22 protein-coding genes and 1 tRNA gene are annotated in these 22,718 nt (G+C 67.2%); 6 read left to right on the top strand and 17 right to left on the bottom strand.

From position 1 onward, the window contains the following. Nucleotides 1-111: 111 nt before the first annotated feature. Entirely contained in the window at nt 112-1,062 is a 951-nt protein-coding gene (locus tag QE494_RS11005) for an ABC transporter permease (RefSeq protein WP_300043283.1), read from the bottom strand. A gap of 86 nt (nt 1,063-1,148) precedes the next feature. Between QE494_RS11005 and QE494_RS11000 the strand changes: the two genes are divergently transcribed. After that, nucleotides 1,149-1,415, top strand: a complete 267-nt coding sequence (locus tag QE494_RS11000; protein ID WP_300043281.1) for a YfhL family 4Fe-4S dicluster ferredoxin — start codon at nt 1,149-1,151, stop codon at nt 1,413-1,415. Between the two features lie 28 nt (nt 1,416-1,443). Here QE494_RS11000 and pth read toward each other — a convergent pair whose 3' ends face one another. From pth to QE494_RS10965, 7 genes are all read right to left on the bottom strand, one after another. Beyond that, nucleotides 1,444-2,052 (bottom strand): aminoacyl-tRNA hydrolase, encoded by a 609-nt coding sequence (pth, locus tag QE494_RS10995; RefSeq protein WP_300043280.1) that lies wholly within the window; start codon nt 2,050-2,052, stop codon nt 1,444-1,446. 134 nt (nt 2,053-2,186) lie between these two features. Beyond that, complete coding sequence (locus QE494_RS10990; RefSeq protein ID WP_300043279.1) at nt 2,187-2,834, bottom strand: 50S ribosomal protein L25/general stress protein Ctc; 648 nt, start codon at nt 2,832-2,834, stop codon at nt 2,187-2,189. A 114-nt stretch (nt 2,835-2,948) separates the two neighbouring features. Then, complete coding sequence (locus QE494_RS10985) at nt 2,949-3,926, bottom strand: ribose-phosphate pyrophosphokinase (protein ID WP_300043278.1); 978 nt, start codon at nt 3,924-3,926, stop codon at nt 2,949-2,951. A gap of 176 nt (nt 3,927-4,102) precedes the next feature. Continuing rightward, nucleotides 4,103-4,179 (bottom strand) — tRNA-Gln (locus tag QE494_RS10980). A 33-nt stretch (nt 4,180-4,212) separates the two neighbouring features. Then, a complete protein-coding gene (gene ispE, locus QE494_RS10975; RefSeq protein WP_300043277.1) occupies nt 4,213-5,109 on the bottom strand; it encodes a 4-(cytidine 5'-diphospho)-2-C-methyl-D-erythritol kinase in 897 nt (298 codons plus the stop codon). 55 nt (nt 5,110-5,164) lie between these two features. Further along, nucleotides 5,165-5,695, bottom strand: coding sequence for a lipoprotein insertase outer membrane protein LolB (locus tag QE494_RS10970; RefSeq protein ID WP_300043276.1), 531 nt, complete (start codon nt 5,693-5,695; stop codon nt 5,165-5,167). Between the two features lie 111 nt (nt 5,696-5,806). Next, nucleotides 5,807-7,639 (bottom strand): tetratricopeptide repeat protein, encoded by a 1,833-nt coding sequence (locus QE494_RS10965; protein WP_300043275.1) that lies wholly within the window; start codon nt 7,637-7,639, stop codon nt 5,807-5,809. A 30-nt stretch (nt 7,640-7,669) separates the two neighbouring features. Here QE494_RS10965 and mutM point away from each other — a divergent pair, with 30 nt between their 5' ends. Beyond that, on the top strand, nt 7,670-8,482 hold the full coding sequence (mutM, locus tag QE494_RS10960; RefSeq protein WP_300043274.1) for a bifunctional DNA-formamidopyrimidine glycosylase/DNA-(apurinic or apyrimidinic site) lyase: 813 nt from the start codon (nt 7,670-7,672) through the stop codon (nt 8,480-8,482). Then, nucleotides 8,479-9,567, top strand: a complete 1,089-nt coding sequence (mutY, locus tag QE494_RS10955) for an A/G-specific adenine glycosylase (protein WP_300043273.1) — start codon at nt 8,479-8,481, stop codon at nt 9,565-9,567. The genes mutM and mutY overlap by 4 nt, the downstream gene beginning before the upstream one ends. 76 nt (nt 9,568-9,643) lie before the next feature. On the opposite strand, the gene rapZ is transcribed toward mutY, so the two are convergent. From rapZ to QE494_RS10940, 3 genes are read right to left on the bottom strand one after another with little or no spacing between them, the layout of a single operon-like run. After that, nucleotides 9,644-10,594 carry an RNase adapter RapZ gene (gene rapZ / locus QE494_RS10950; protein WP_300043272.1) on the bottom strand — a complete coding sequence of 317 codons (951 nt, stop codon included), beginning with the start codon at nt 10,592-10,594 and terminating at the stop codon, nt 9,644-9,646. After that, nucleotides 10,591-12,255, bottom strand: coding sequence for a DNA repair protein RecN (gene recN / locus QE494_RS10945; protein WP_300043270.1), 1,665 nt, complete (start codon nt 12,253-12,255; stop codon nt 10,591-10,593). The genes rapZ and recN overlap by 4 nt, the downstream gene beginning before the upstream one ends. Nucleotides 12,256-12,271: 16 nt before the next feature. Further along, nucleotides 12,272-13,171 (bottom strand): NAD kinase, encoded by a 900-nt coding sequence (locus tag QE494_RS10940; protein WP_300043268.1) that lies wholly within the window; start codon nt 13,169-13,171, stop codon nt 12,272-12,274. 40 nt (nt 13,172-13,211) lie between these two features. Between QE494_RS10940 and hrcA the strand changes: the two genes are divergently transcribed. Further along, a complete protein-coding gene (gene hrcA, locus QE494_RS10935; RefSeq protein ID WP_300043285.1) occupies nt 13,212-14,219 on the top strand; it encodes a heat-inducible transcriptional repressor HrcA in 1,008 nt (335 codons plus the stop codon). Nucleotides 14,220-14,268: 49 nt separating this feature from the next. Continuing rightward, nucleotides 14,269-14,895, top strand: a complete 627-nt coding sequence (locus tag QE494_RS10930; RefSeq protein WP_300043266.1) for a glutathione S-transferase N-terminal domain-containing protein — start codon at nt 14,269-14,271, stop codon at nt 14,893-14,895. A gap of 124 nt (nt 14,896-15,019) precedes the next feature. Here QE494_RS10930 and QE494_RS10925 read toward each other — a convergent pair whose 3' ends face one another. From QE494_RS10925 to QE494_RS10905, 5 genes are all read right to left on the bottom strand, one after another. After that, nucleotides 15,020-16,327 (bottom strand): serine hydrolase, encoded by a 1,308-nt coding sequence (locus tag QE494_RS10925; protein ID WP_300043264.1) that lies wholly within the window; start codon nt 16,325-16,327, stop codon nt 15,020-15,022. A 75-nt stretch (nt 16,328-16,402) separates the two neighbouring features. Beyond that, nucleotides 16,403-17,902 carry a Fic family protein gene (locus QE494_RS10920; RefSeq protein WP_300043263.1) on the bottom strand — a complete coding sequence of 500 codons (1,500 nt, stop codon included), beginning with the start codon at nt 17,900-17,902 and terminating at the stop codon, nt 16,403-16,405. A 124-nt stretch (nt 17,903-18,026) separates the two neighbouring features. Continuing rightward, a complete protein-coding gene (locus QE494_RS10915) occupies nt 18,027-18,995 on the bottom strand; it encodes a tripartite tricarboxylate transporter substrate-binding protein (protein WP_300043261.1) in 969 nt (322 codons plus the stop codon). A gap of 34 nt (nt 18,996-19,029) precedes the next feature. After that, nucleotides 19,030-19,929, bottom strand: coding sequence for a phosphate ABC transporter substrate-binding protein (locus tag QE494_RS10910; RefSeq protein WP_300043260.1), 900 nt, complete (start codon nt 19,927-19,929; stop codon nt 19,030-19,032). Nucleotides 19,930-19,940: 11 nt separating this feature from the next. Continuing rightward, nucleotides 19,941-20,810, bottom strand: a complete 870-nt coding sequence (locus QE494_RS10905) for an amidohydrolase (protein ID WP_300043259.1) — start codon at nt 20,808-20,810, stop codon at nt 19,941-19,943. 148 nt (nt 20,811-20,958) lie between these two features. On the opposite strand from QE494_RS10905, the gene QE494_RS10900 reads away from it, so the two are divergent. Further along, nucleotides 20,959-21,891 (top strand): LysR substrate-binding domain-containing protein, encoded by a 933-nt coding sequence (locus QE494_RS10900; RefSeq protein WP_300043258.1) that lies wholly within the window; start codon nt 20,959-20,961, stop codon nt 21,889-21,891. Between the two features lie 214 nt (nt 21,892-22,105). On the opposite strand, the gene QE494_RS10895 is transcribed toward QE494_RS10900, so the two are convergent. Further along, nucleotides 22,106-22,718 (bottom strand): class II fructose-bisphosphate aldolase (locus QE494_RS10895; RefSeq protein ID WP_300043257.1); only part of this gene is annotated, 613 nt, incomplete at its 5' end.

Below are 22,718 nucleotides of genomic sequence, written 5' to 3'. Positions count from 1 at the left end.
AGGACGGCGCCGATGACAAAGCTCGGGTGACCCAGGGCGCGTTGGCGCAGGCTCATCATGACCTCGCTCCTGCGTCGGGCCGCGCTTTTCCGCACATGAAATGGGCAGCGCTCATATGTCGCTCGCCTTCACCCGGGGGTCGATCGCGGCGTAGAGCAGATCGACCAGGAAGTTGACGATGACCACCATCGCCGCCAAGAGCATCACGCAGTTGCGCACCACGATCAGGTCGCGGTTGGCGATGGACTGGAAGATGAGGCGCCCCAGACCCGGCAGGTAGAACACGCTCTCGACCACGATGGTACCCGCCAGCAGCTCGGCAAACTGCAGGCCCATCACGGTAACCACCGGCACCATCGCGTTACGCAGCACATGGCCCCAGAGCACGCGCCGCTGCGAGGCGCCCTTGGCGCGTGCGGTACGCACGAAGTCTTCGCGCAGCACCTCGAGCACCGCCGAGCGTGTGATGCGCGCCAGAATGGCTGCCTGCACCACCGCCAGCGACAGCGCGGGCAGTATCAGCGCGCGCAGGGCGTCGACCCAGTCCTCCTCCCAACCCGGAAAGCCACCGGCGGAAAACCATTTGAGCTGCACCGAAAACAGCAGGATCAGCAAAATGGCGAACCAAAAATTGGGAATGGCAATACCGATCTGGCTCAGGCCCATGAGACCGACGTCGCCCAGCTTGTTGTGGCGGGCCGCGGCGTAGATGCCAGCCGAGAGCGCCAGCACGATGGTGAGCGACATCGCCAGTACCGCCAGTGGCACCGTGAGCGCCAGACGCTCGAGCACCAGCTCGCTCACTGGCGAGCTGTAGGCGTACGAGAGGCCCAGGTCGCCGGTCAGCAGGCCGGCGATCCAGTGGAAGTAGCGGGTGAGGGCGGGCTGGTCCAGCCCCAGCTTGGTGGCCAGGGCGGCCACTGCCTCGGGCGAGGCGTCCGGGCCCATCAGGATCTGCGCCGCGTTGCCGGGCAGCACCTCCAGCACCACGAAGACCACCACCGAGGTGCCCGCCAATGTGGCCAGCAGGGTGATGAGGCGTTTGACGAGAAACAAGGCCATGCAGCGGCGGATAATGCCAGATCATCGGCAGGCGCCCTCTGGGCGCTTTCCCGCACGCGCAGGCCTACCGCTACGGAGCTTCCCCCATGTCCCTCATGATCACCGACGAGTGCATCAACTGCGACGTGTGCGAGCCCGAGTGCCCCAACGAGGCGATCTTTCTGGGCCCCGAGATCTACGAAATCAACCCGGATAAGTGCACCGAGTGCGTGGGCCACTTCGACGAGCCCCAGTGCGTGCAGGTCTGCCCGGTGGCCTGCATCCCGGTCAACCCCGAGCGGGTGGAGAGCCGGGAGACCTTGATGCAGAAGTACCTTCGGCTGACCGCGCAGGCAGCGCCTCCCCCTGCCTGACTAACAAGTCTCTAGCGCCCTCTTTCGTTCAAACTCCCTCCGGCCTCGGCGGCTTCGGCCGAGGCGGCTTATGCGTGTGCACCGTGCTGGTGGCGCGTGTTATCTCGCCCGCCAGCAGGTCGGGCGCTGCCTTGAGCGTGCGGGCCACGCACTCTTCGATCAGCGTGCGGTGATCCGGTGAGGGCTTGCGCAGCACGTAGTCGGCCACCTCGTTCTTGTCGCCCGGGTGGCCGATGCCGATGCGCAGGCGCCAGTAGTCGCTGCTGCCCAGTTGTGCGTGAATGTCGCGCAGTCCGTTGTGGCCGCCGTGGCCGCCACCGAATTTCAATTTGGCCTGGCCGGGCGGCACGTCGAGCTCGTCGTGCACCACCAAAATCTCCTCTGGCGCGATTTTGAAAAAGCGCGCCAGCGCCGCCACCGACTTGCCCGAGAGGTTCATGAAGGTCTGCGGCTCGAGCAGCCAGACGTTCTGACCCTTCACGCTGCCTCGAGCCACCAGGCCGTGGTAGGCGCGGTCGGAGTTCAGGTGCAGGCCGAGGTCTCGGGCCAGGCCGTCGACCCACCAGAAGCCCGCGTTGTGCCGCGTGGCCTCGTACTCGGTGCCTGGGTTGCCCAGGCCAACGAAGAGCTTGATCATGGGGTGCTATTAGAAACGAGTCGGTCGGCAGGTCTGCCCCGGCTGCTGCTGGCGCAAATGAAAAGGCCCGCTCAAAGCGGGCCTTGGGGAAAAAGCCCGCGCGTGGCGAGCCTTCCACAGCAAGCGCGGCGCGCTTACTTCTTGGCTGCGGGCTTGGCAGCAGGCTTTGCAGCGGCCTTGGCGTCGGCAGCCGGGGCGGCTTCGGCGGCCGGCGCTTCTTCGGCGACGGTGGACACCACCGACACCAGCACCGGGTTCTTTTTTCCGTGGGTCACGGCGGACACGCCCTTGGGCAGTTGAATGTCGCCAAGGGTCAGGCTCATGCCCTTCTTCAGGCTGGACAGGTCGACCTCGATGAACTCGGGCAGGTCGGCGGGCAGGCAGGTGATGGCCAGTTCGGCGATCACGTGGTTGACCACGCAGGCCTCGAACTTGACGGCCTGGGACTCTTCGGCGTTCACGTAGTGGAGCGGCACCTTCATGTGCAGCTTGGTGTTGGCGTCGACCTTCTGGAAGTCGACGTGCAAAACGAGCTGCTTGAAGGGGTGGTACTGCACGTCACGCAGCAGGACCTGGCTGGACTTGCCGTCCATTTCCATTTCGAGAATGGAGGCGTGGAAGGCTTCCTTCTTCAGGGCGTGCCACAGCGCGTTGTGGTCCAGTTCGATGGTCTGGGGTTCACCCGTGCCACCGTAGACGATACCGGGCGTGCGGCCCGTGATGCGCAGACGGCGGCTCGCACCCGTACCCTGCTTGGCGCGCTCAAAAGCGACGAATTTCATAACTTACTCCGGAAGGGCCCACCGCGACCAGTGTGACCCGGGTTGAAAAAGCCGGCGTACCCTTGCAGGCCCGCCGGCGGGGAAGGCCTGCCTTGTCAGGCGGGCCGGGAAGTCTCAGAACAGGTTCTCCTGGTCTGAGAACAAACTCATGACCGACTCGCCCTTGGCGATCCGCTGGATCGTCTCGGCGACCAGGGGTGCCACCGACAGCTGGCGGATCTTGGTGCAGCCGTGTGCGGCGTCAGTCAGGGGGATGGTGTTGGTGACAACCACCTCGTCGAGCGCGGTGCCCTTGGCGATGCGTTCGATGGCAGGGCCCGAGAAGATGGGGTGCGTGCAATAGGCGTAGACCTTCTTGGCGCCGCGCTCCTTGAGCACTTCAGCCGCCTTCACCAGGGTGCCGGCGGTGTCGATCATGTCGTCCATGATGACGCAGTTGCGGCCCTCGATGTCGCCGATGACGTGCATCACCTCGCTCACATTGGCCTTGGGCCGGCGCTTGTCGATGATGGCCAGGTCGCAACTGAGTTGCTTGGCCAAGGCGCGTGCACGCACCACGCCGCCGACGTCGGGCGAGACGACCATCAGGTCGGCGTAGTTCTTCTGGCGCAGGTCCGACAGTAGCACCGGCGAGGCGTAGATGTTGTCGACCGGAATGTCGAAGAAGCCCTGGATCTGGTCGGCGTGCAAGTCCATGGTGAGGACGCGCGAGACGCCCACGGTCTGCAGCAGGTTGGCCACCACCTTGGCCGAGATCGGCACGCGTGAGGAGCGCGGGCGGCGGTCTTGCCGGGCGTAGCCGAAGTAGGGGATCACGGCGCTGATGCGTTCGGCCGAGGCGCGCTTGAGCGCGTCGACCATGATCAGCAATTCCATCAGGTTTTCGTTCGTGGGGGCGCAGGTGGACTGGATCACGAACACGTCGCGGGCGCGAACGTTGGTGTTGAGTTCGACCGTCACCTCGCCGTCGGAGAAGCGGCCCACGCTGGCCGCGCCGAGCGTGATGCCCAGGTGACCGGCGATCTCTGCGGCCAGCGCCGGATTGGCGTTGCCGGTGAACACCATGAAGTCGGGGGTGTGAGCAGCCTGCATGTGGGTAGCCAGCGAACTAGATCCAGGTTTGCCTGTGAGCGACCGCCAAAATCGACGAGAGGAGCGTCAAGAACGGAAACAAGAGAACTTCCGGAGCTCCGCTCATGCCAGTGCTTCGGCTCAGAAGGTGGCTGTACCGGACAGATACTTCTGTCCGGACCGCTACCTATGTCATTTGGCAGGGGAGGAAGGACTCGAACCCTCGCATGCCGGAATCAAAATCCGGTGCCTTTACCAACTTGGCGACTCCCCTACACAGGAGGACGGCTTTTCAGCCACCCACCGATCAATCGTCGCTGGAGGCCCACTCCACCAGGGGATGGGCCACCAAATTGCTACAAACTTCTACCTGCCAGCCCGGTGGGGGGCTGGCGATGTCGGCGGTGGTCTCGGTTGCATCGTCCGGCAGCTTGGCAAACACCGCGCTACCTGAACCGGTCATCCGGGCCTTCAACTTTGCCGCTCCACTCGAGCTTTTTGCAAAGCGTTCACTCTGATCGGACACCCAGGCCAGGGCCTTTTGGACGTCGGGGCAGAGCTTTTCGGCCACCACCTGCAGATCGTTATGGCCAAAGCCGTATGGGTCCGCAGCAAAGCGCGAGAGTATAGCAGGCTCAGTGGACCTCGAAAGCTGCGCGTCACCGAAGATGCGCGCGGTTTCCAAGCCCTGAGCCGGCTTGGCGACGAGGAAGCGCGCCGGGGGCAGGCTCACAGGGCTGATGCGTTCGCCGATGCCCTCGACCCAGGCGTTGCGCCCACGCAGAAAAAAGGGAACATCCGCGCCCAGCGCCAGGCCAATGCGCTCGAGCGCGGCGCGGGGCAGGCCCAGGCCCCATAGGCGGTTGAGGGCCAGCAGGCAACTGGCCGCGTCTGAGGAGCCGCCGCCCATGCCTGCTTGTGCCGGCAGCCGCTTGGCGATGCCGATGTGGACGCCGTCCTTGCAGCCTGTGGCCTCTCGCAGGGCCCGGGCCGCGCGCAAGCACAGGTCGTCCTCGGGCAGGGGCGTGAGCAGGTCCTCGCGGCTGATCAGGCCGTCCGAGCGCCGTTCAAATTGAAGGGTGTCGTGCCAGTCGACCAACATGAACACCGACTGCAGCAGGTGGTAACCGTCGGCGCGCCGACCTGTTACGTGCAGGAACAGGTTCAGTTTGGCCGGCGCCGGCACGTCATAGAGGGCTTTCACGATGCGCGTGTGGAGGGGTCGCGGTGATGAGGGGCCGTGTGGCGAGTGGGCGTTCTCAGCGATTGTCCAGCACGAGGCGCAATTCGGCCGGGGGCTGTAGGCGCCGGGCCTGCAGGCGCCCTTGCCCGCGCTGCGACAGGTCGACCTGCCAGCCCAATGCCGGCGTGGGTTGACCCGCCAGCCAGTCAAAGAGCACCGCGATCGGTACCTCGGTTCCGGTGGCTGCCCTTACCAGTGCCTCGACCGAGGCTGCCTCGCGCATGGGCTCACCGGGCACCTGTAGACGGGCACCCGCGACCGACCATGCAAGGAGGGCGGCGGTATTGCCCAGGGGGGTGACCAGCTCCAACGTACCTTGGCGGGCTGACCCCCGTAGATCAAAACCGGCGCTGAAGGACAGCCGGGGGTTGTCCTCTACCTTGAGGGTCAGCCGGCCGATCCATTGCGGTTGGTCCGCCGCTAGGGCCGGTTTACGGGGCGTAGCGCAGCCAACGAGGGCCATCGCCAGCACCACGCACACACCCAGGGCCACCGCGCGCAGGGCGGATCGCCAGACGCTTGGGAAGGGAGTCGGCAGGAGGTGCATCGGAGGGCGCAGGTTTTGGGGATCGTGCCCAGGCGGTTTTGTGTGAGCGTCTCGTGCCTGTGCCTCAGGCGGCGGGCTTGCCATGTGGGGGGGGCGGGCAGCCGCAGCCTCTCAGGGCTTGACTTGAAGACGCCGGAGGGTGGACTGCAGGGTCTCGTTTTCGCGGTTGATGGACAGGCCCTCTCGCCAGATCTCGAGCGCACGCGGCTTGTTGCCCAGGCTCCAGAGGACCTCGCCGAGGTGAGCGGCGATTTCAGCGTCGGGTCGTTCGCGAAAGGCCAGTTCCAGCAGGCGCAGGGCCTCGGCCTTGTTCCCCATGCGGAACTCGACCCAGCCCAGGCTGTCGGTGATGAAGGGATCGCCGGGGGCCAGCTCGAGGGCCTTGCGGATTAACTCCCGCGCCTCCGGCAGGCGAACGTTGCGATCGGCCAAGGAGTAGCCCAGGGCGTTGTAGGCGTGCTGGAAGTCGGGTTTGGCAACCATCGCCCGGCGGAGCAGGCGTTCCATTTCGTCGAGGCGACCCAGCTTTTCCGCAGTGGTGGCCTGCTCATAGAGAAGTTCGTGGTCTGCGGGGCTTCGCGCCACCGCCTCGGACAGCAGATCGTAGGCCGCTTGAACCTGCCGGTTGTCCCGAAGCAAGTGAACCTCGGCCAGGACCTTGGCGCGGGCACTGGACGCGTCGCGGTCCGGCAGTGCCCGCAGCAATTTGCGTGCGTCATCGAGCCGGCCCTGGCGCGCCAGCACCGAGGCCCGGCGCACCTGGGTGGCCAGCAGGTCTGCACTGCCGGGGATGCGGTCCAGCCACTGCGAGGCCCGCGCTAGGTCGCCGCGCCGCTCGGCGGCTTGGGCCAGCGCCAGGTAGGCCTGGGCCAGGCCGCGGTTGGTCTCCTCGGTTGGCGCGCGGCCGCCCGCCTGGAGGAGCGACAGGTATTTCTGCAGCGAAGCTTCGCCGGCCTCGAGCTGGTTGTCTTGAACCTGGAGCACCCCTTGCACCAGCCAGGCCTCGGCGAAGTCGCTTTTTTGCCGGGTCAGTAGCTGGAGTTGCAGGCGGGCATCGCTCGTGCGCTGCGCTTCCAGCAGGGTGCGTGCGTAGGCCAGGCGCACCTCAGGCCGGGCCTGGGCGCCATCGAGGTAGCGGCGCACCAGGGCTTCGGCCTGCGGCAGGCGCGGGTCGATCAGCTCCAGTGCGAGCAGGGCCGGCCCCTCGTCGGTGGGGGCGGCGGACTGCGCACGCTGGGCGGCCTCGAGCGCTGGCCCTTCCTGGCCTGCGGCCAGTCGCATGCGGGCGATCGCGGTCCAGGCCGGGCCGGCGGTCTCCGGCCGGGTGACGGCGTCTGCTAGGGCTTGCTCGACCAGGCGCTGAGCCTGGGCCTTGTCGCTGGCACGGGCATAGAGGCGCGGTACCAAGGCCAGGGTGGTGGCGCGTTCGGCTGGCGGGCTCAGGGCCAGAAGCTGGCGCAGCGGCTCGGCGGTTTCACCCACCCGATTGAGGGCCAGCAGGATCTGCAGCACGAAGCGGGTTGCCTCGCGCGAGTCGGGCTTGGCTTGCCTCCAGGCGCGCGCGGCCTGCAGCGCCGATTCGCCGGCACGTGCCTGCAGCGCGATTTCGACGGAACGCTGGTAGACCGCGGAGTCGTTGCTGCGGCGGGCGGCGTCGAGCATCATCTGGAAGCCGCCTCCGGGATCGTTGTTGCGGGCGGCCATTTCGCCCACCAGCAATTGGTAGAACAGTTCGGCGGTGAGGGCGGAGGATTGGACAGGCGATGCGGACGCAGCCGCCGCAGCGGGGCGCGCAGGCGTTGCGGGTGTCTGGGCCAGGGCGCTGGCGCTTGGCGCCAGCAGGCAGGCGAGCACCGGAGCCCACGCAAATCGCAGTGGCGAAGGCGGGGAGGACGTGGGGCGGGTGGGCGCTGCCCTGCCCATTGCGGGGCGATGCTCAGTCATGCGGACCATCATAATCGGCATGGATCACCCATGCCTGAACTGCCAGAAGTCGAAGTCACGCGCCGCAGCTTTGCCGACCGCATTGCGGGCGGCAAAGTGCTGCAATTGCGTATGGGAAAGCCCCTGCGCTGGCCCTTGGGCTGTGACCCGCAGTCGCTGGCGGGCCGCCAGGTGCAGGGCGTGCGCCGCCGCGGCAAGTACCTGCTCGTGGACCTGGACGCGGGCCTGCTTCTGGTCCATCTGGGCATGTCCGGCAGCCTCAATTTCAGCAGCACTCTGCCGGCACCCGGTCCCCATGATCATTTTGACCTCGTCACCAGCCGGGGCACGCTGCGCCTGAACGACCCGCGTCGCTTCGGCGCCTTGGTCTACGCCGACGCCGAGGACGCGCCGGTGGCACGCAAGCTCCTGGGCGGCCTCGGGGTCGAGCCCCTGGGGCCGGACTTCGACCCTCAGGTCTTTCACGCCGGCCTGCGCCAGCGCCGCTCGCCGATCAAGCAGGTGCTGCTCGCGGGGGATGTGGTGGTGGGCGTAGGCAATATCTACGCCTCTGAAGCTTTGTTCCTGGCGGGCATCCGCCCGACCACCCGCGCCAGTCGCATCAGCCTGGCGCGGGCGACGCGGCTGCATGCCGCCATCTGCCAAGTGCTCGCGCGCGCAGTGGAGGCCGGCGGCAGCACCCTGCGCGACTTCTCCAATGCCTGGGGCGAGAGCGGCTACTTCCAGTTGCAAGCCATGGTCTATGACCGGGCCGGCGAACCCTGCCGCGTTTGCGCGCAGCCAATCCGCCGCCTGTTGCAGGGGCAGCGCGCCACCTACTACTGCGCGACATGCCAGCGATGAAGGCGCCTGACGACAACAACACGCTGGCCGAGCGCGTCGTGCGCTGGCAGCGTGCCCATGGTCGCAGTGGCCTGCCTTGGCAGGGCGCGCGCGACCCCTACCGGGTCTGGCTGTCCGAGATCATGTTGCAGCAAACCCAGGTGGCCACGGTCCTGGGCTACTACGAGCGCTTTCTTGCACGCTTTCCCAATGTGGGAGCGTTGGCCGCCGCCTCGGAGGACGAGGTGCTGGGCCTGTGGAGCGGCCTGGGTTACTACAGCCGTGCCCGCAACCTGCACCGATGCGCGCAGGCGGTGGCTACCTTGCACGGCGGTCGATTCCCCGGCAGCGCCGAGGCCCTGCAGACGCTTCCTGGCATCGGCCGCTCGACTGCGGCGGCGATTGCAGCTTTTTGCTTTGACGAGCGCGTGGCCATCCTGGACGGCAACGTCAAGCGCGTGATTTCCCGTGTGCTCGCCTTTGATGGCGATCTGGCGCAGGCGGCGCAGGAAAAGCGCCTTTGGGCGCTGGCGCAGGACCTGGTGCCCACGTGCGGCCAGGACATGCCGGCCTACACGCAGGGCCTGATGGACCTGGGCGCGACCGTCTGTCTGGCCCGCACCCCTGGCTGCGCCGCCTGTCCGTTGCAGGCCGGCTGCGCGGGCCGGCGCCAAGGTGAGCCAGAGCGCTTCCCGGTGCGTACCCGCAAACTCAAACGCAGCGCGCAGTCGCTGTGGCTGCTGCTGGCGCAGCGTACCGATGGCGCGGTCTGGCTCACCAAGCGCCCGGGTACCGGTATCTGGGCTGGTTTGCACTGCTTGCCGGTGTTCGAGTCCGCCGGAGGACTCGATGCAGTGCTCGCGGTGGTGGACGCACCGGAGCGCCCCGCCACGTCCGCGCTGTTTGCACGCGAGGACCTTGCGCCCTTTGTCCATGTGCTCACGCACAAGGATCTGCACCTGCACCCGGTGCATATTTCCCTCGAGGCGAAGGCCCAGCTCGGGATTGAAGGCGCTTGGGTTTCGGCTACCGACTGGCCCGCGCTGGGGCTCCCTGCGCCAGTGCGGCGCCTGCTGGAGGCAAGGGCGCTCGCCGTGCTTGCTTGAGCCTGGTAACGCTGCGACTTGAAAGAGGGGCCGGAGAAGCCTGAGGAGTCGGCGGGCCGCAGACCCCCGCTCGCGCTCAATGTCCGTCGAGTTCGCGGTGGCGCTTGAGTGTGGTCCACCGGCCAGCGAAGGCGGCAGCCAGGCGTTCGACCAGGTACACCGAGCGGTGCTGCCCGCCGGTGCAGCCCACCGCCACGGTGACATAGCTGCGGTGGTCGCGGGCCAGGGCGGGCAGCCACTCGTCCACAAAGCGCTCGATGTGGCTGAACATCCGTCCCACCTCCGGGTCGACGCGCAGGAAGTCGGCGACCGGCGCGTCGCGCCCGGTGAGTTCGCGCAGCGCCGGCTCGTAGTGCGGGTTGGGCAGCATGCGCACATCGAAGGCATAGTCGGCGTCGACCGGAATGCCGCGCTTGAAGGCGAAGGACTCGAAGACCAGGGTCAGCCGGCTCGTTGGCGCAGACAGCAGTGTCTTGACATAGCCCTGGAGCTGGGCCGAGCGCAGCACGCTGGTGTCAATTACATGGGCCTGGTCCCGCAGGTCGGCCAGTAGCTCGCGCTCGAGCTCGATCGCGTCGATTAGCGCATGCTGCCTGTCTGCTGGGGCAGCCGCGCCCGCTTCGGCCGCCAGCTCGCCCGAGAGCGGGTGCCGGCGGCGGGTTTCGGAGAAGCGTCGCACCAGGGTGTCGGTGCTGGAGTCCAGGAACAGGGGGCGCACCTGCACCCCGCGAGACTTGAGGGCCTGGAGCTGCGCCGGCACCTGCGGCAGCGAGATGGCGCTGCGCACGTCCATGGCAATGGCCACCCGGCGCGCAGCCACCTCTTGCTCGAGGTCGACAAAAGACAGCAGCAGCTCGGGCGGCAGGTTGTCCACGCAGTAGTAGCCCGCGTCCTCCAGGGCGCGCAGCACCACCGACTTGCCGGAGCCAGACATGCCGGTGATCAGGACCAGCTCGAGGGGCTCTGCGGGAACTCGTGCGGGACCCTGCCCGTCGCCTGTCGCGCCCGCGTTGTCGGCCGAAGTCATGGGGAGGCTCCGTCGCCAAGCATTTCCTTGGCGTGGGCGAGGGTGGTGCCCGAGAGGCGCTCGCCACCCAGCATGCGGGCCACCTCGGCCACCCGCTGCTCGCCGGAGACCGGCGCAACCGTGCTGCGGGTACCGTCTTTGTCGGACTGCTTGGCAACGACCAGGTGGTGGTCGGCGCAGGCGGCCACCTGGGGCAGGTGGGTCACGGCCAGCACCTGGCGGTCAACGCCCAGTTGCTTCATCAGCCGGCCCACCGTCTCGGCGACTGCGCCGCCAACGCCGGAGTCGACCTCGTCGAAGATGAGGGTCTGGGCCTCACCCAGGCGGCTGGTGGTGACCGCAATCGCCAGCGCGATGCGAGACAGCTCGCCGCCCGAGGCCACCTTGCCCACCGGCCTCGGCGTGCTGCCCGGGTGGCCGGCCACGAGGAAGGCCACGTCTTCTAGGCCGTGGGCGGCGGGCTCGCATGTTTCCAGGGCTACCTCGAAGCGCCCGCCTTGCATGCCCAGACCCTGCATGGCCTGGGTGATGGCCTGCGCCAGCTTGGGTGCCGCCTTGGCGCGGGCCTTGGACAGCTGTTGCGCCTCGGCCTGCCAAGCCCGCCGGGCCTGCTCTTGGGCGGCTTCCAGGGCCTGCAGGTCGGCCGCGGCATCGAGCTGCGAGAGCGACTGCCGCCAGCCGGCCAGCACGGCTGGTAGCTCCTCGGGCGGGCGCTTGTAGCGGCGTCCTAGCGACACCCACAGGCCCAGGCGCTCGTCGAGCTCGGCCAGGCGCTGCGGGTCAAGGTCGGCATGGCGCAGGTAGGCGTGCAGCGAGTGGGCAGCGTCCTCGGCCTGGGCCAGGGCCGAGGCGAGGACATCGGCCATGCTGCGGAATTCGGGTTCCAGATGGGCCTCACCGGCGAGGGCCGACTGGGCCCGGGCCAGCCGGGAGAGGGCGCTGTCTTCTCCCGCGCCCTCCTGGCCCTCCAGTGCGCCCAGCGCGTTGCGGGCGGCGTCCATCAGGCCCTGGGCATGGGCCAGGCGGGTGTGGCTGGCGTTGAGTTCTTCCCACTCGTCGGCGCCGGGCGCGAGTTTATCGACCTCACCGATCTGCCAGGCCAGGCGCTCGCGTTCGCGCTGAAGCGAGTCTTGGGCGCCCCGGGCCTCGGCCAGCGTCTTTTGCGCGGCGCGCCAGGCCTGCCACAGGCCGCTGAGCTTGTGCATGCTGATGCCGGCGTAGCCATCGAGCAGGCTGCGCACGGCATCGGGCCGGGTGAGGCTTTGCCAGCCATGCTGGCCGTGAATGTCGACCAGCAGGTCGCCGGCCTCGCGCAGCTGGGTGGCGGTGGCGGGGCTGCCATTGATCCAGGCCCGGCTCTTTCCCTGGGCGTCGATGCTCCGACGCAAAAGCAGGGTGTCGCCCTCGTCGAAGCCCGCCTGCTCCAGCCAGGCGGCCAGCTGGGGCGGACGATCGAACTCGGCGCTGATATCGGCCCGCGCCGCGCCTTCGCGCACCACGCCGGTGTCGGCGCGGGCGCCCAGGGCCAGCTGCAGCGCGTCGATCAGGATGGACTTGCCGGCGCCAGTTTCCCCGGTGAGCACGGAAAAGCCGCTGGAGAGATCAAGCTCGAGCGCATGGACAATGACGAAGTCACGCAGTGCGATTCGGCGAAGGCTCATGTGACCATATCCCCGTTCATCCCGCGCCGACGCCGCCTTCGTTCCAGTGCAGCTTCTTGCGCAAGGTGTCAAAGTAGCTCCAGCCGCGCGGGTGCAGGAAGCGCGCCTGGTATTGGGAGCGGCGCACCAGGATGCGGTCGCCGTGCAGCAGGGAGGCCAGGGATTGCATGTCGAAGCTGGCGCTGGCGTCGCGGCCGGCCACCACCTCGATGGCGACCTCGCTGGCGTCGTGCAGCACCAGCGGCCGATTCGACAGCGCGTGCGGGGCGATGGGCACCAGCACCCAGCCGCTCACTGAAGGGTGCAGCATGGGGCCGCCGGCCGACAGCGCGTAGGCGGTGGAGCCGGTGGGGGTGGCCACGATCAGGCCGTCGGCGCGCTGGCTGGCCACGAAATGCCCGTCCACCTCCACCCGCAGTTCGACCATGCCAGAGGTGGCGCCGCGGTTGACGACCACGTCGTTCATCGCCAGGGCGTCGAAGACGCAGTGGCCGTCACGAAGCACCCGTGCGTGCATGAGGCTACGACGCTCCTCGTCGGACTCGCCGCGCAGGATGGGGGACAGCGCCTCGCGGTAGCCCTCGAGCGCAATGTCGGTGATGAAACCCAGACGGCCCTGGTTGATGCCCACCAGGGGGATGTCGTGCCGGGCCAGCTGCCGGCCCACGCCCAGCATGGTGCCGTCGCCGCCGACCACCACGCACAGGTCGCATTCGGCGCCGATGCCAGCGATGTCCAGCACCGAATGGCCCTGGATGCCACTGTGGGACGCTGTGTCCTTGTCGAAGGTGACATCGCAGCCTTGCGCCAGCAGGAACTGCGAAATATCCTCCAGTGCAGCGCGTGGCGTTCCGCTGCCGTTTCCGGCGGTCGGATATTTGCCGATCAACGCGACATGGCGGTACCGTGACATCATGGACAAATTACATCACTAAAATCGTGTCAGGCTGTTCATGATGCTCGACGACCGCGCCAAGTTGCTGCTCAAAGCCCTCGTTGAGCGCTACATCGCCGACGGGCAGCCCGTGGGCTCGCGTACGCTTTCCCGCGCCTCCGGCCTGGAGCTCTCGCCGGCCACCATCCGCAATGTCATGTCGGACCTGGAGGCGCTGGGCCTGATTGCCAGCCCCCACACCTCGGCCGGTCGCATCCCCACCGCCCGTGGCTACCGCCTTTTTGTCGACACCATGCTCACCGCCCAGCGTGAGCATCTCACCGCGCCCAGCCTGGCGGCCGACCAGCCGCAGCGGGTCATTGCCAACGCTGCCCAGCTGCTGTCCAACCTCTCGCACTTCGTCGGTGTGGTCATGGCGCCGCGCCGCAGCTCGGTGTTCCGCCACATTGAGTTCTTGCGGCTGTCGGAGCGGCGTTACCTGGTCATCATCGTCTCGCCGGCTGGTGATGTGCAAAACCGTGTCGTCTTCACTGAGCACGAGTACAGCCAACAGCAACTCATTGAGGCCTCCAACTTTCTCAACGCGAATTACGCCGGGCTCGAGATCGAGCAGGTGCGTGAGCGGCTTCGGGGTGAGGTCGACAGCCTGCGCGGCGAAATCGCCAACCTGATGCAGACCGCGGTCGAAGCCAGCTCCGAGGCCCTTACCCAGGCGCAGGACGAGGTGGTGATTTCCGGCGAGCGCAACCTGCTGGCGGTGAGCGACTTCTCCAGCGACATGGGCCAGCTGCGTCGGGCTTTTGACCTCTTCGAGCAGAAGACCCAGCTGATGCGCCTGCTCGACGTGTCCAGCCAGGCCGAGGGCGTGCGCATTTTCATCGGTGGCGAGAGCCAGGTCGTGCCCTTCGAGGAGCTCTCGGTAGTGAGCGCGCCCTACGAGGTCGACGGCCAGGTGGTGGGCACGCTGGGCGTGATCGGTCCGACGCGCATGCCCTACGACCGCATGATCCAGATCGTGGACATCACCTCCAAGCTGGTGTCCAACGCGCTGAGTCACCACAAGCCCTGAACTTTGTGGCCACCGCAAGCGGCCACGCCACACAAGGAAGGATCCCGCGATGTCCGCGCCTGAACGCTTCATTCTCCGCACCACCTTGACCTCTCCCGTCGGGCGCAAGGTGCGCATGGCCGCCGAGGTCGTGGGTCTGGGGGATAGGGTCACGGTGGAGCCGACCGATGTCGCCGACCCGCAAGACACCCTGCGGCAGCAAAACCCGATCGGCAAGATGCCCTGCCTGGTGCGCGCCGACGGCTCCTCGCTGTTTGATAGCAGCGTCATCATCGAGTTTTTGCAGTTCGTCGCCGGCACCGAGCGGCTGCTGCCCGTGTCGGGGGAGGAGCGCTTTGCTCTGCAAACGCGCTCGCGCATGGCCGATGCCATCACCGATGCAGCGGCCCTCGTGGTCTACGAGGCGAAGTGGCACGAGGCTGCCCACGTGTCCGAGCCTTGGCTCGACTACCAGCGCGGCAAGATCTTGCGTTGCCTCACGGCTTTCGAGGCTGCGCCGCCCGATCCGCGCGTGTCGGACGTGGTGTCGATCGGCTTGGCCTGCTCGCTCGAATTCCTGGACCGGCGCACGCAGGTGAACTGGCGTGAGAGCCACCCGCGCTTGGCGACTTGGTTGGCGCAATTCGCCCGCCACGAGCCCGCCTACGAGCGCATTCACGGGCCCTACGGGGCCTGAGCGCGCGCCAGGCCACGCTGGGCGTGATCGGCCCACCCTGCAGGCCCTGAGACCGCATGATCGAGATCGTGGACATTCCCTCCCTGCGGGTGTCCAACGCACTGAGTGACCCCAAGTAGGTCCCTCATCGCCGCGCGGTGCTCCCACCCAGCGACTCCAACACCCCCAGCCACAGCGCATTGCGCTCGACGCGGGGCCGCGGGTCCTGCTGCCCGTTGGCGTTGGGCCAGACCGCGGTCTGCACCATCACGATGCCCGATGAAGGTTGCACATAGACCGCCTGACCGTAGACCCCTTGCATGACGAAGGTACGCTCCTTCAGCGGCAGCAACCAGAACTGGTACCCATACCCGAGGTAGGGTGTGGCCCGTAACGGCTGCAAGGCCAGTGGCTGGCGGGCCGGATCGGTGGCCTCCAGCACATAGTCACGTGGAACCACCTGGCGCTCGCCGACCTGGCCGTCTTGCGCCATCAGCAGGCCGAGGCGGCCCCAGTCACGCAGCGTGGCGTTGAAGCAGTGGTAAGCGCCCTCCTGCCCCGCCGGGTCGGTGCACCAGAAAGCGTCTTGTTCGGCGCCCAGGGGCTCCCAGAGCCACTCGCGGGTGAGGTCGGCCATGTTGCGCCCGGTGGCCGCGGTGAGCACCCGGCCCAGCACTTCGGTTTCAGCGCTGGCGTAAACGAATTTTTCGCCCGGCGGGGCGTGGCGCGCGGTGATCGAGCGAAGTACCTCGGGCACGGTGGGCTTGCCGCTGTGGCTGGCCTGATTCAGGCGGGCCACATCGTCCTTGCCGTCATAGCGCTCGGTGAATGTGAGGCCGGACGACATTCGCAGCAGGTGCCGTATGGAGGTAGCGCCGTAGGGGCTGCCGGCCAGATCGCGCGCGTAGCGCTCGGCCAGATCGTCCAGCGAGGCGATCTGGCCCTTGGCCTGGGCCATACCGATCAGGAGCGATGTCACGCTCTTGGCCATCGAGGCCGAGAGGAAGCGGTGCTTGTCGTTGCGGTCATACCGGTAATGCTCCGCCACGATCTCGCCGTTTTTCAGTACCAGCAGGCCGGTGACGCGATGGCGGCGCAGGTAGTCTTCGAGGGCCAGTTGCTGGCCTTCAGTCCGGTAGCGGATCGGCGGAGGCGCCGCCGCGCGCGCCAGGGTCCGGGTCTGGGCGGGCCGGGCGACCCAGGCACTGCGAATGCCGGGCACCTTGTCCAACGAAGACCAGGAGCCCAACTGGAACGTCGGCGTCATGACGCGTAACGGGCTTGGCGCCACCGGGTACCCCGCTGCGCGGCCTAACAGGTCGGCATCGGGTTCGTCAGAAGCTTGCAGAGGCTGCGAAGGCTGCGAATAGGCGCTGGCCGCCAGGAATGAAGCGCAGACACCGAGGCTGGCCCGCAGCAGGGCGCGACGCAGGGGAGGGATCAGTCGGGGCATGGTTGGGTCTCCATTCGATTCATGCGCTTGCAGTCTTGTGTGCGTTTTCCCGCGGGCAGGTCCATCGGCTTGGATTCAGCGGCGTCTCGGGTGCTGGCGTTGCCACGCCTCGAGCGCGAGCGGCCCAATGCCAAACCGGACCGAATTGCCCGCGTGAAGGGATTCGAACTCGGTCTGAACCAGCGCGATGAAACGGTCGCGATCGGCCTTCGGGACAGCACCAGGCAGGTGACGCGCAATATTGCGTCGGGTGAGCGCCTCGTCGCCGCGCACGATGGCCGCGACCACTCCGCGAAGCGGCTTCCAGTGACGCAGGCGAAACACGTCCGGTGTGCCCATGTTCTGTTGCACCGCCACGTACTGCTGGCAGGAGCGCTCGTAGGCCGAAATGAACACGTCGCGCAGCAGCGCCACCTGATTGAGCTCGTAAACCCCGAGCATCGCGTCGGTGTAGGCCTGCGCGGGCAGGTCCAGGAAGGACAGCGGGCAGAGGTTGTGGCGAATCAGCGGGATGTTGGCGGCCAGTCGCGAGACCCGCTTGTTCACGTCTTCGAAGGGCTGCAGATAGGGCAGGTGCACCATGAGAAAAAAGGCCTGCTCGAACGGGTCGGTGATGTCGGCCGCCATTTGCACCACGACCCCAAACACCTCATCGACTACCTGGGGTTGTGAGAGGGGCAAGTAGACGCTGCCGCCGATGCCCACCGCGCGCGTTCGCAGGCAGCCCACCGCAGCAGGGTCGGCCATCAGACCGTTGGACAGAAAGGCATGCAGGGCGATCAGTGTCTGCCTGTCGACCCCGGTGGTCTCGGCACCCAGGACCAGGAACTCGATGGCCTCCTTGTGATTAAGGATCATCTGGGTTTCGATGCTGTTCTTGCCCTCTGCGGCCTGGCCGAACTCGATGAGGCGCTCGGTATCGAGTTGGCTGTAGGTGTTGCCTTCGAGCTGCGAAGAGGCCCAGGAGAGATCGATCAGCAAGCGGTTCAGGATGTCGCGGGCAAAGGTGCCTGCTGCTGCCTGGTCCACGGGCGAGCGGCCCATGCTGTGCAACTGGCGGCGAAGCGCCTCGGGCAGGTAGGGCGTGTGGTTCGGTTGGTAGGCCTCCAGAAAAGCGAGGCGGTAGCCCACTGGGCGGCGCAGCGAGCGGGGCTGGCCGACATAGGCGCGGATCTGTGCCCCCTCCGGGCTGGTGGGCACGTAGTCGGGCGCTGGGGGCGGCTCCAGGGCGCGCAGGCGCGTGGCCGGGAAGTCGCCTCGCTCGTGGGGTCGGTGAGCCGATGAGGCAGACAGGTCTGGCATGGCTGAAGTGGCCGATACAGCCGACACCGCCGATTGCGCCAGCGCATTCGAGAGCACTGCACTGCCCCCCGGGAGGTAGCGAACGCCGCGCCCCACCCCGCGCGCCAGGACCCGCCCCTGCGCCACCAGCAGTGCCAGCCTGCGTTGCAGCGTGCGCCGATGCAGGCCACCACCCAGGTGCCGGGACAACGCGTCAATGCTCACACCGTCGGCAGTGGTGCCGACAAGCTGGGCGAGGTGATCCAGTTCCTGGGAGGGCGTGACGCGAGGCATGGGCCGTCTCTTTGTGTCGCAAGAGACGGAGTATTGCGACAATTAAAGTGTCGCGCAAGCGTTTCGCTGGTAGTTTTCGCGACAGATTAACTGTCGCGCAAACCGGGGCGTCGCCCCTGCGGCATCAGCCCTTCTTGGCCAGCCCGACGTCGTTCACGATGCGGTACATCAGGTCGCGGTCCTTGAGGAATGCGGAGTTGAAGGCGTCGACCGACATCGGGCTCGGCTCCAGCCCCAGGGCCAGGAGCCGGTCCTGCACCACCTTGGTTGCGGCCACCTTGTTGACGGCAGCGTTCAGGCGTTCGACCGTGGCGCGGGGCATGCCCGCCGGACCGATCAGCCCGTACCAGGACTCGAACTCAAACCCGGGCAACCCCGACTCGGCGATCGTCGGCACGTTGGGCAGCAGCGGGTTGCGCTTGCGGCCAGTGATCCCCAGCATGCGATAGCGCGGGTCGTTGCGGAAGGCTGCAGATCCCGCGGTGGGCACGATCACCGCCTGCGCCCGGTTCGCGCCCACATCGGTCACGGCTTCGGCCGTGCCCTTGTAGGGCACATGCATCACGTCGATGCCCGCGGCCTTCACGAAGTAGGCCATGGCCAGGTGGGTGGAGCTGCCCACGCCGGCCGAGCCGTAATTGAGCTGACCCGGCTTCGACTTGGCCAGCTGGATGAACTCGGCCACCGTGCGGGCCGGCACCTCGGCGCTCACCAGGAGCAAGTGGTTCTGGTCGCCCAGGTTGGCCACGACCTGGAAGTCCTTGATCGGGTCGTAGTTGGGCGTCGCGCCCATGGCCGCAGTGACGAAATGGCTAGAGGCTGCCATCAGCAGGGTGCGGCCATCCGGTTCAGCCTTGGCCACCGACACCGTGCCGATGGCGCCGCCTGCACCGGGCTTGGCTTCGATGATCCAGGTCTGCCCGGTCTCGGTGCCCAGTTCCTGCTGGATGGCCCGGGCTGGGGCCTCGCGGGCGCCGCCTGCGGCGAAGGGCACCACGATGCGGCCGGTTGCGCCGCCGCTCTGGGCCAGGGCGCCCAGGGGAAGCCCCAGGGCCAAGCCGCCCGAGGCGGCCAGCAGGTCTCTGCGTTTCATCGTTGTCTCCTAGTGGGTGGGATCGGTTGGGCCCTCATAGGCCCGTGATCTGGTGGAAGTCCTCAAAAATCTCGTCGACCGAAAAGCGGCGCGGGATCAGCCGCTGTTCATGTGCGTAGCGAATCAGCACCTCCAGGGCTTGCCGATTGGGCTCGACACCGAAGGGGGTGAGATCCGGCTGGTCCGAAGGGCGCTGGGCATCGGCCTCTGCCTTGCTCGCCAGCAGGGTCTGGTAGACAGCCCGCACGATGTCAGGCCGCTTGCGACACAGATCCTCTCTCACCACCACCATGTGGTTGATAGGGATCAACCCGTGGCGCTGGGCCCAGGTCTGGGCCGCCTGATGGGGCTGCGGCAGGATGGGAACCAGCCGGGGGTCGTCGGGCAGGTCGGTGCCGATGATGGCTGCATCCAGGTCTCCCGCGACCAAGGATTCAAAGGCGTTGCGGCCGGAATCATCGCGCACCACGCCCGCTGGATCGGGAAATTCAGCCAGGTGGCCGTCCTCGGCCGTCACCCAGTGCACGCCGTCCAGGTTGACCCCATAGTCGTCCGAGACGATGCCGCGCACCCAGGTCACGGTGGTCTGCGCGTAGGCGCGGATGCCCACGCGCCGCCCTTGCAACTGGCTGGCTGTGAGGGGGCGATCGACATGGCATACCAGGCAGTGGTGCTGGTGGCGCCCAGCGCCGATCACCGCAGGCATCAGCACCAAGGGCTTGCCATAGGCGCGCGCTTGCAAGTAGGTCACCAAGGCCAGCTCGGCGACATCGAAGGACAACTCGCGCACCACCCGCTTGAAGGCTCGGTTGGGGGTCTTGACCGGGTCGTAGTCCAGGCTGAACAGCTCGTTCGGCAGGCGACCCGCGCGCAGGGCGCGCGTGTTCGCATAGTCGCCCAGCAGGGTCTTGAGAACCGGTGGCTCGGAGGGCATGGCTACGCCCGTCACTGAGGGCCCAGGCCCAGCGAGGGGTAGAGACGACGGGCCGTCCCCGAGAAAATCCACGCGCGGTCCTCGTCGGACAGAGTGGCCGTGCCATCGAGCGCGAGCTTGAGCTGATGGCTCAGCCCGCCGGCAGATGCCGGGAAGTTGGAGCCCCAGGCCAGGCGCTGAGCGCCGAAGCGACGCACCGCTGCCTCGCAGAAGACCTGCGGCGTGCTGCGTCCCTGGGCCGACTCCAGGAAATTGTGGGTGGTCAATTTGAAATTGAGGCGGGGAAAGCGCGCCAGCGCCCACAGCGAGTCGGCTTGGGCGTAGGGCGGCCCGTCTTCCAGGGTGGGGCGCGCGAGGTGGTCGAGCAAGACAGTGACCTGGGGAAAGCGCGTCAGGACCGCTTCGAGCTGGGGCAGGCCGCCGGCGCGTATCTGTACGCACACGGGGATGCCTTGGTCGCTGGCGTAACGCCACACCGCCTCAGCGCGTGGGTCGTCCAGGCGCAGATCGTGATGGGCCATCGAATGGCCTGCCACAAAAAACCGCATCCCGGCCATACCTTGGGACTGCCACTGCGCAGCTTGCTGCACCGCGTCTGGCGCAAGCAGGTCGATGGAGTAGACGCCGATGAAGCGCCCCGGCTGGGCCTGCACGCAATCGCGCGTGTAGCTGCTGTCGTGCCCGTAGCAGGTCGAGGCCTGCACCAGCACCGCCTGGGCCACGCCGGCTTCGGCCATGGCCGCGATCATGCCGGCGGCGTCCACCGGGCGCTCGCGTGACCAGTCGGACTGCTTGCCGCCCATGGGCTGCAGTGGGTAGCGCGCGGTGTCGGGGGCGATCACGTGGCAGTGTGTATCCACCACCGGCCAGGGAAGGGCCATGTTCTGAGTCTCCAGGGTTGGGAAGGCGTTGCTCGGGGCAACGCTCAGTTTTTTTGCAAACAGGAAGCATTGTGCGCAGGATCTTCAAAAAGAAAAAGAGAGATTTTTCGGCTTTATCATTTGACATCCTTATGAAGCGGCCTGATTGATGCTCCAGCCCGATTGGTTCATCCGCGCCAACTTGAAGCCGCGCCACCTGCAGCTTCTGGTGGCGCTCGACCGGCATCGCCATATCGGCCGCGCCGCCGCCAGCCTGAACCTCTCGCAGCCGGCGGTCTCACTCTCTTTGGGCGAGCTGGAAAAAGGCCTGGGTCTGGCCCTATTTGAACGGCACGCCCGCGGTGTCACCCCGAATGCCTATGGCGAGTGCCTGGTGCGCCATGCCAATGGGCTGTTGGCAGGCCTCGATCAGGCCCGCGAGGAATTGCATGCCCTGCAAACCGGCGCTGCGGCCAAGATCCGTGTCGGCGCTCTGCCCGCGGTGACCACCGCCTTGCTGCCCGACGCGCTGGCCGCCTACAAGGGCGATTGGCCCACCAGCCAGGTGATGGTCAACGAGGGCCCGATGGAGCGCCTGCTGCCGCTGCTGCGCGGCGGCGAGTTGGACCTGCTGGTGGGGCGCCTGATGACCCGCGCCGCAGACGACGTGAGCGAGGAGGTTCTCTACGACGGGCTCAACCAGCTGGTGGTGCGCGAGGGGCATCCGCTGGCGCGTCGGCGCAAGCTGCAATGGCAGCAGTTGCAAGACTACCCCTGGGTGCTGCCGCCCGCGGGCTCCTTGGCGCGCGAGCCGCTCGAGGTGGCACTGCGACAGCACGGTATGGCGCTGCCTCTGGACGCGGTGGAGACCCTGTCTAACAGCGTGATCGCCGGCTACCTGCAAAAGACCGACGCGGTGGGCCTGCTCTCGCGCTTGGTGGCCCGGCCGCTGGCGCGCAGCGGCCAATTGGCCATCTTGCCGCTGGACCTGCCCGACCCGCGCCGACCCATCGGGGTGACCTGGCTCAAGGCTCGCCCTCTGCCGCCCGCGGCCTTGCGTTTGCTCACATGTCTGCAGCAGGCAGTAGGCCGCCTGGCGTGATTCATCTCTACCACTCCGTTCTATCCGCCAGCATCTCGCGTACGACAGCCCTCTGCGGGCTCGGTTGGGAGGCCTAGCAGGCCTTTTCTTGGGGCGCCCTATGGCCTTTGAAAATCCGATCGCTGCCATGGGCATGGCGCAAGCAGTGGGGCAGGCCGCGATTGCCTCGCATGTGCAGCGGCAACTGTCCGCCGGCAGCCTGGCGGAGGGGTTCCTACTGGACGACCTGCGCGAGTTCGCCCCGCGCGTATTTCTGCGCCACCACCTGTAGCTTCTCCCCCTCGATCTTGCCGGCCTGGCCTTCGCAACCGAACTCAACGTAGCGCTGCCGGCAGATCTTGTAGGCCGCCTCGCGCGCGGGCTTGAGCCACTCACGCGCGTCGAACTTCTCGGGGTTCTCGGCTAGGAACTTGCGCACCGCGCCGGTCATCGCCAGGCGGAGGTCGGTGTCGATGTTGATCTTGCGCACGCCGAACTGGATCGCCTTCTGGATCTCCTCGACCGGCACGCCATAGGTTTCCTTCATGTTGCCGCCGTACTGGCGGATGGTGGCCAGCAGGTCCTGCGGCACGGAGGACGAGCCGTGCATCACCAGATGCGTGTTGGGCAGGCGGCGGCTGATCTCCTTGATGCGGTCGATGGCCAGGATGTCGCCGGTGGGCTTGCGGGTGAACTTGTAGGCACCGTGGCTGGTGCCGATGGCAATCGCCAGCGCGTCGAGCTGGGTGCGGCGCACGAAGTCGGCCGCTTGATCGGGGTCGGTCAGCAGTTGGTCCATGGTCATCGTGGCGTCGGTGCCGTGGCCGTCCTCCTTGTCGCCGCGCATG

Source organism: Ramlibacter sp. (assembly GCF_029866045.1).
Classification (GTDB): Bacteria; Pseudomonadota; Gammaproteobacteria; order Burkholderiales; family Burkholderiaceae_C; genus Ramlibacter.
This window is presented reverse-complemented; position numbering and strand designations above follow the sequence as displayed.

Excerpts from the sequence above, each read along its gene's own strand:
- QE494_RS10925 (WP_300043264.1), bottom strand. The coding sequence starts at position 16,327 with ATGCCCCGACTGATCCCTCCCCTGCGTCGCGCCCTGCTGCGGGCCAGC.
- QE494_RS10940 (WP_300043268.1), bottom strand. The coding sequence starts at position 13,171 with ATGATGTCACGGTACCGCCATGTCGCGTTGATCGGCAAATATCCGACC.
- QE494_RS10915 (WP_300043261.1), bottom strand. The coding sequence starts at position 18,995 with ATGAAACGCAGAGACCTGCTGGCCGCCTCGGGCGGCTTGGCCCTGGGG.
- QE494_RS10990 (WP_300043279.1), bottom strand. The coding sequence starts at position 2,834 with ATGAAATTCGTCGCTTTTGAGCGCGCCAAGCAGGGTACGGGTGCGAGC.
- QE494_RS11005 (WP_300043283.1), bottom strand. The coding sequence starts at position 1,062 with ATGGCCTTGTTTCTCGTCAAACGCCTCATCACCCTGCTGGCCACATTG.
- rapZ (WP_300043272.1), bottom strand. The coding sequence starts at position 10,594 with ATGACTTCGGCCGACAACGCGGGCGCGACAGGCGACGGGCAGGGTCCC.
- QE494_RS10965 (WP_300043275.1), bottom strand. The coding sequence starts at position 7,639 with ATGACTGAGCATCGCCCCGCAATGGGCAGGGCAGCGCCCACCCGCCCC.
- QE494_RS10900 (WP_300043258.1), top strand. The coding sequence starts at position 20,959 with ATGCTCCAGCCCGATTGGTTCATCCGCGCCAACTTGAAGCCGCGCCAC.
- QE494_RS10985 (WP_300043278.1), bottom strand. The coding sequence starts at position 3,926 with ATGCAGGCTGCTCACACCCCCGACTTCATGGTGTTCACCGGCAACGCC.
- recN (WP_300043270.1), bottom strand. The coding sequence starts at position 12,255 with ATGAGCCTTCGCCGAATCGCACTGCGTGACTTCGTCATTGTCCATGCG.
- mutY (WP_300043273.1), top strand. The coding sequence starts at position 8,479 with ATGAAGGCGCCTGACGACAACAACACGCTGGCCGAGCGCGTCGTGCGC.
- QE494_RS10905 (WP_300043259.1), bottom strand. The coding sequence starts at position 20,810 with ATGGCCCTTCCCTGGCCGGTGGTGGATACACACTGCCACGTGATCGCC.
- QE494_RS11000 (WP_300043281.1), top strand. The coding sequence starts at position 1,149 with ATGTCCCTCATGATCACCGACGAGTGCATCAACTGCGACGTGTGCGAG.
- hrcA (WP_300043285.1), top strand. The coding sequence starts at position 13,212 with ATGCTCGACGACCGCGCCAAGTTGCTGCTCAAAGCCCTCGTTGAGCGC.
- QE494_RS10910 (WP_300043260.1), bottom strand. The coding sequence starts at position 19,929 with ATGCCCTCCGAGCCACCGGTTCTCAAGACCCTGCTGGGCGACTATGCG.
- mutM (WP_300043274.1), top strand. The coding sequence starts at position 7,670 with ATGCCTGAACTGCCAGAAGTCGAAGTCACGCGCCGCAGCTTTGCCGAC.
- QE494_RS10920 (WP_300043263.1), bottom strand. The coding sequence starts at position 17,902 with ATGCCTCGCGTCACGCCCTCCCAGGAACTGGATCACCTCGCCCAGCTT.
- pth (WP_300043280.1), bottom strand. The coding sequence starts at position 2,052 with ATGATCAAGCTCTTCGTTGGCCTGGGCAACCCAGGCACCGAGTACGAG.
- QE494_RS10970 (WP_300043276.1), bottom strand. The coding sequence starts at position 5,695 with ATGCACCTCCTGCCGACTCCCTTCCCAAGCGTCTGGCGATCCGCCCTG.
- QE494_RS10930 (WP_300043266.1), top strand. The coding sequence starts at position 14,269 with ATGTCCGCGCCTGAACGCTTCATTCTCCGCACCACCTTGACCTCTCCC.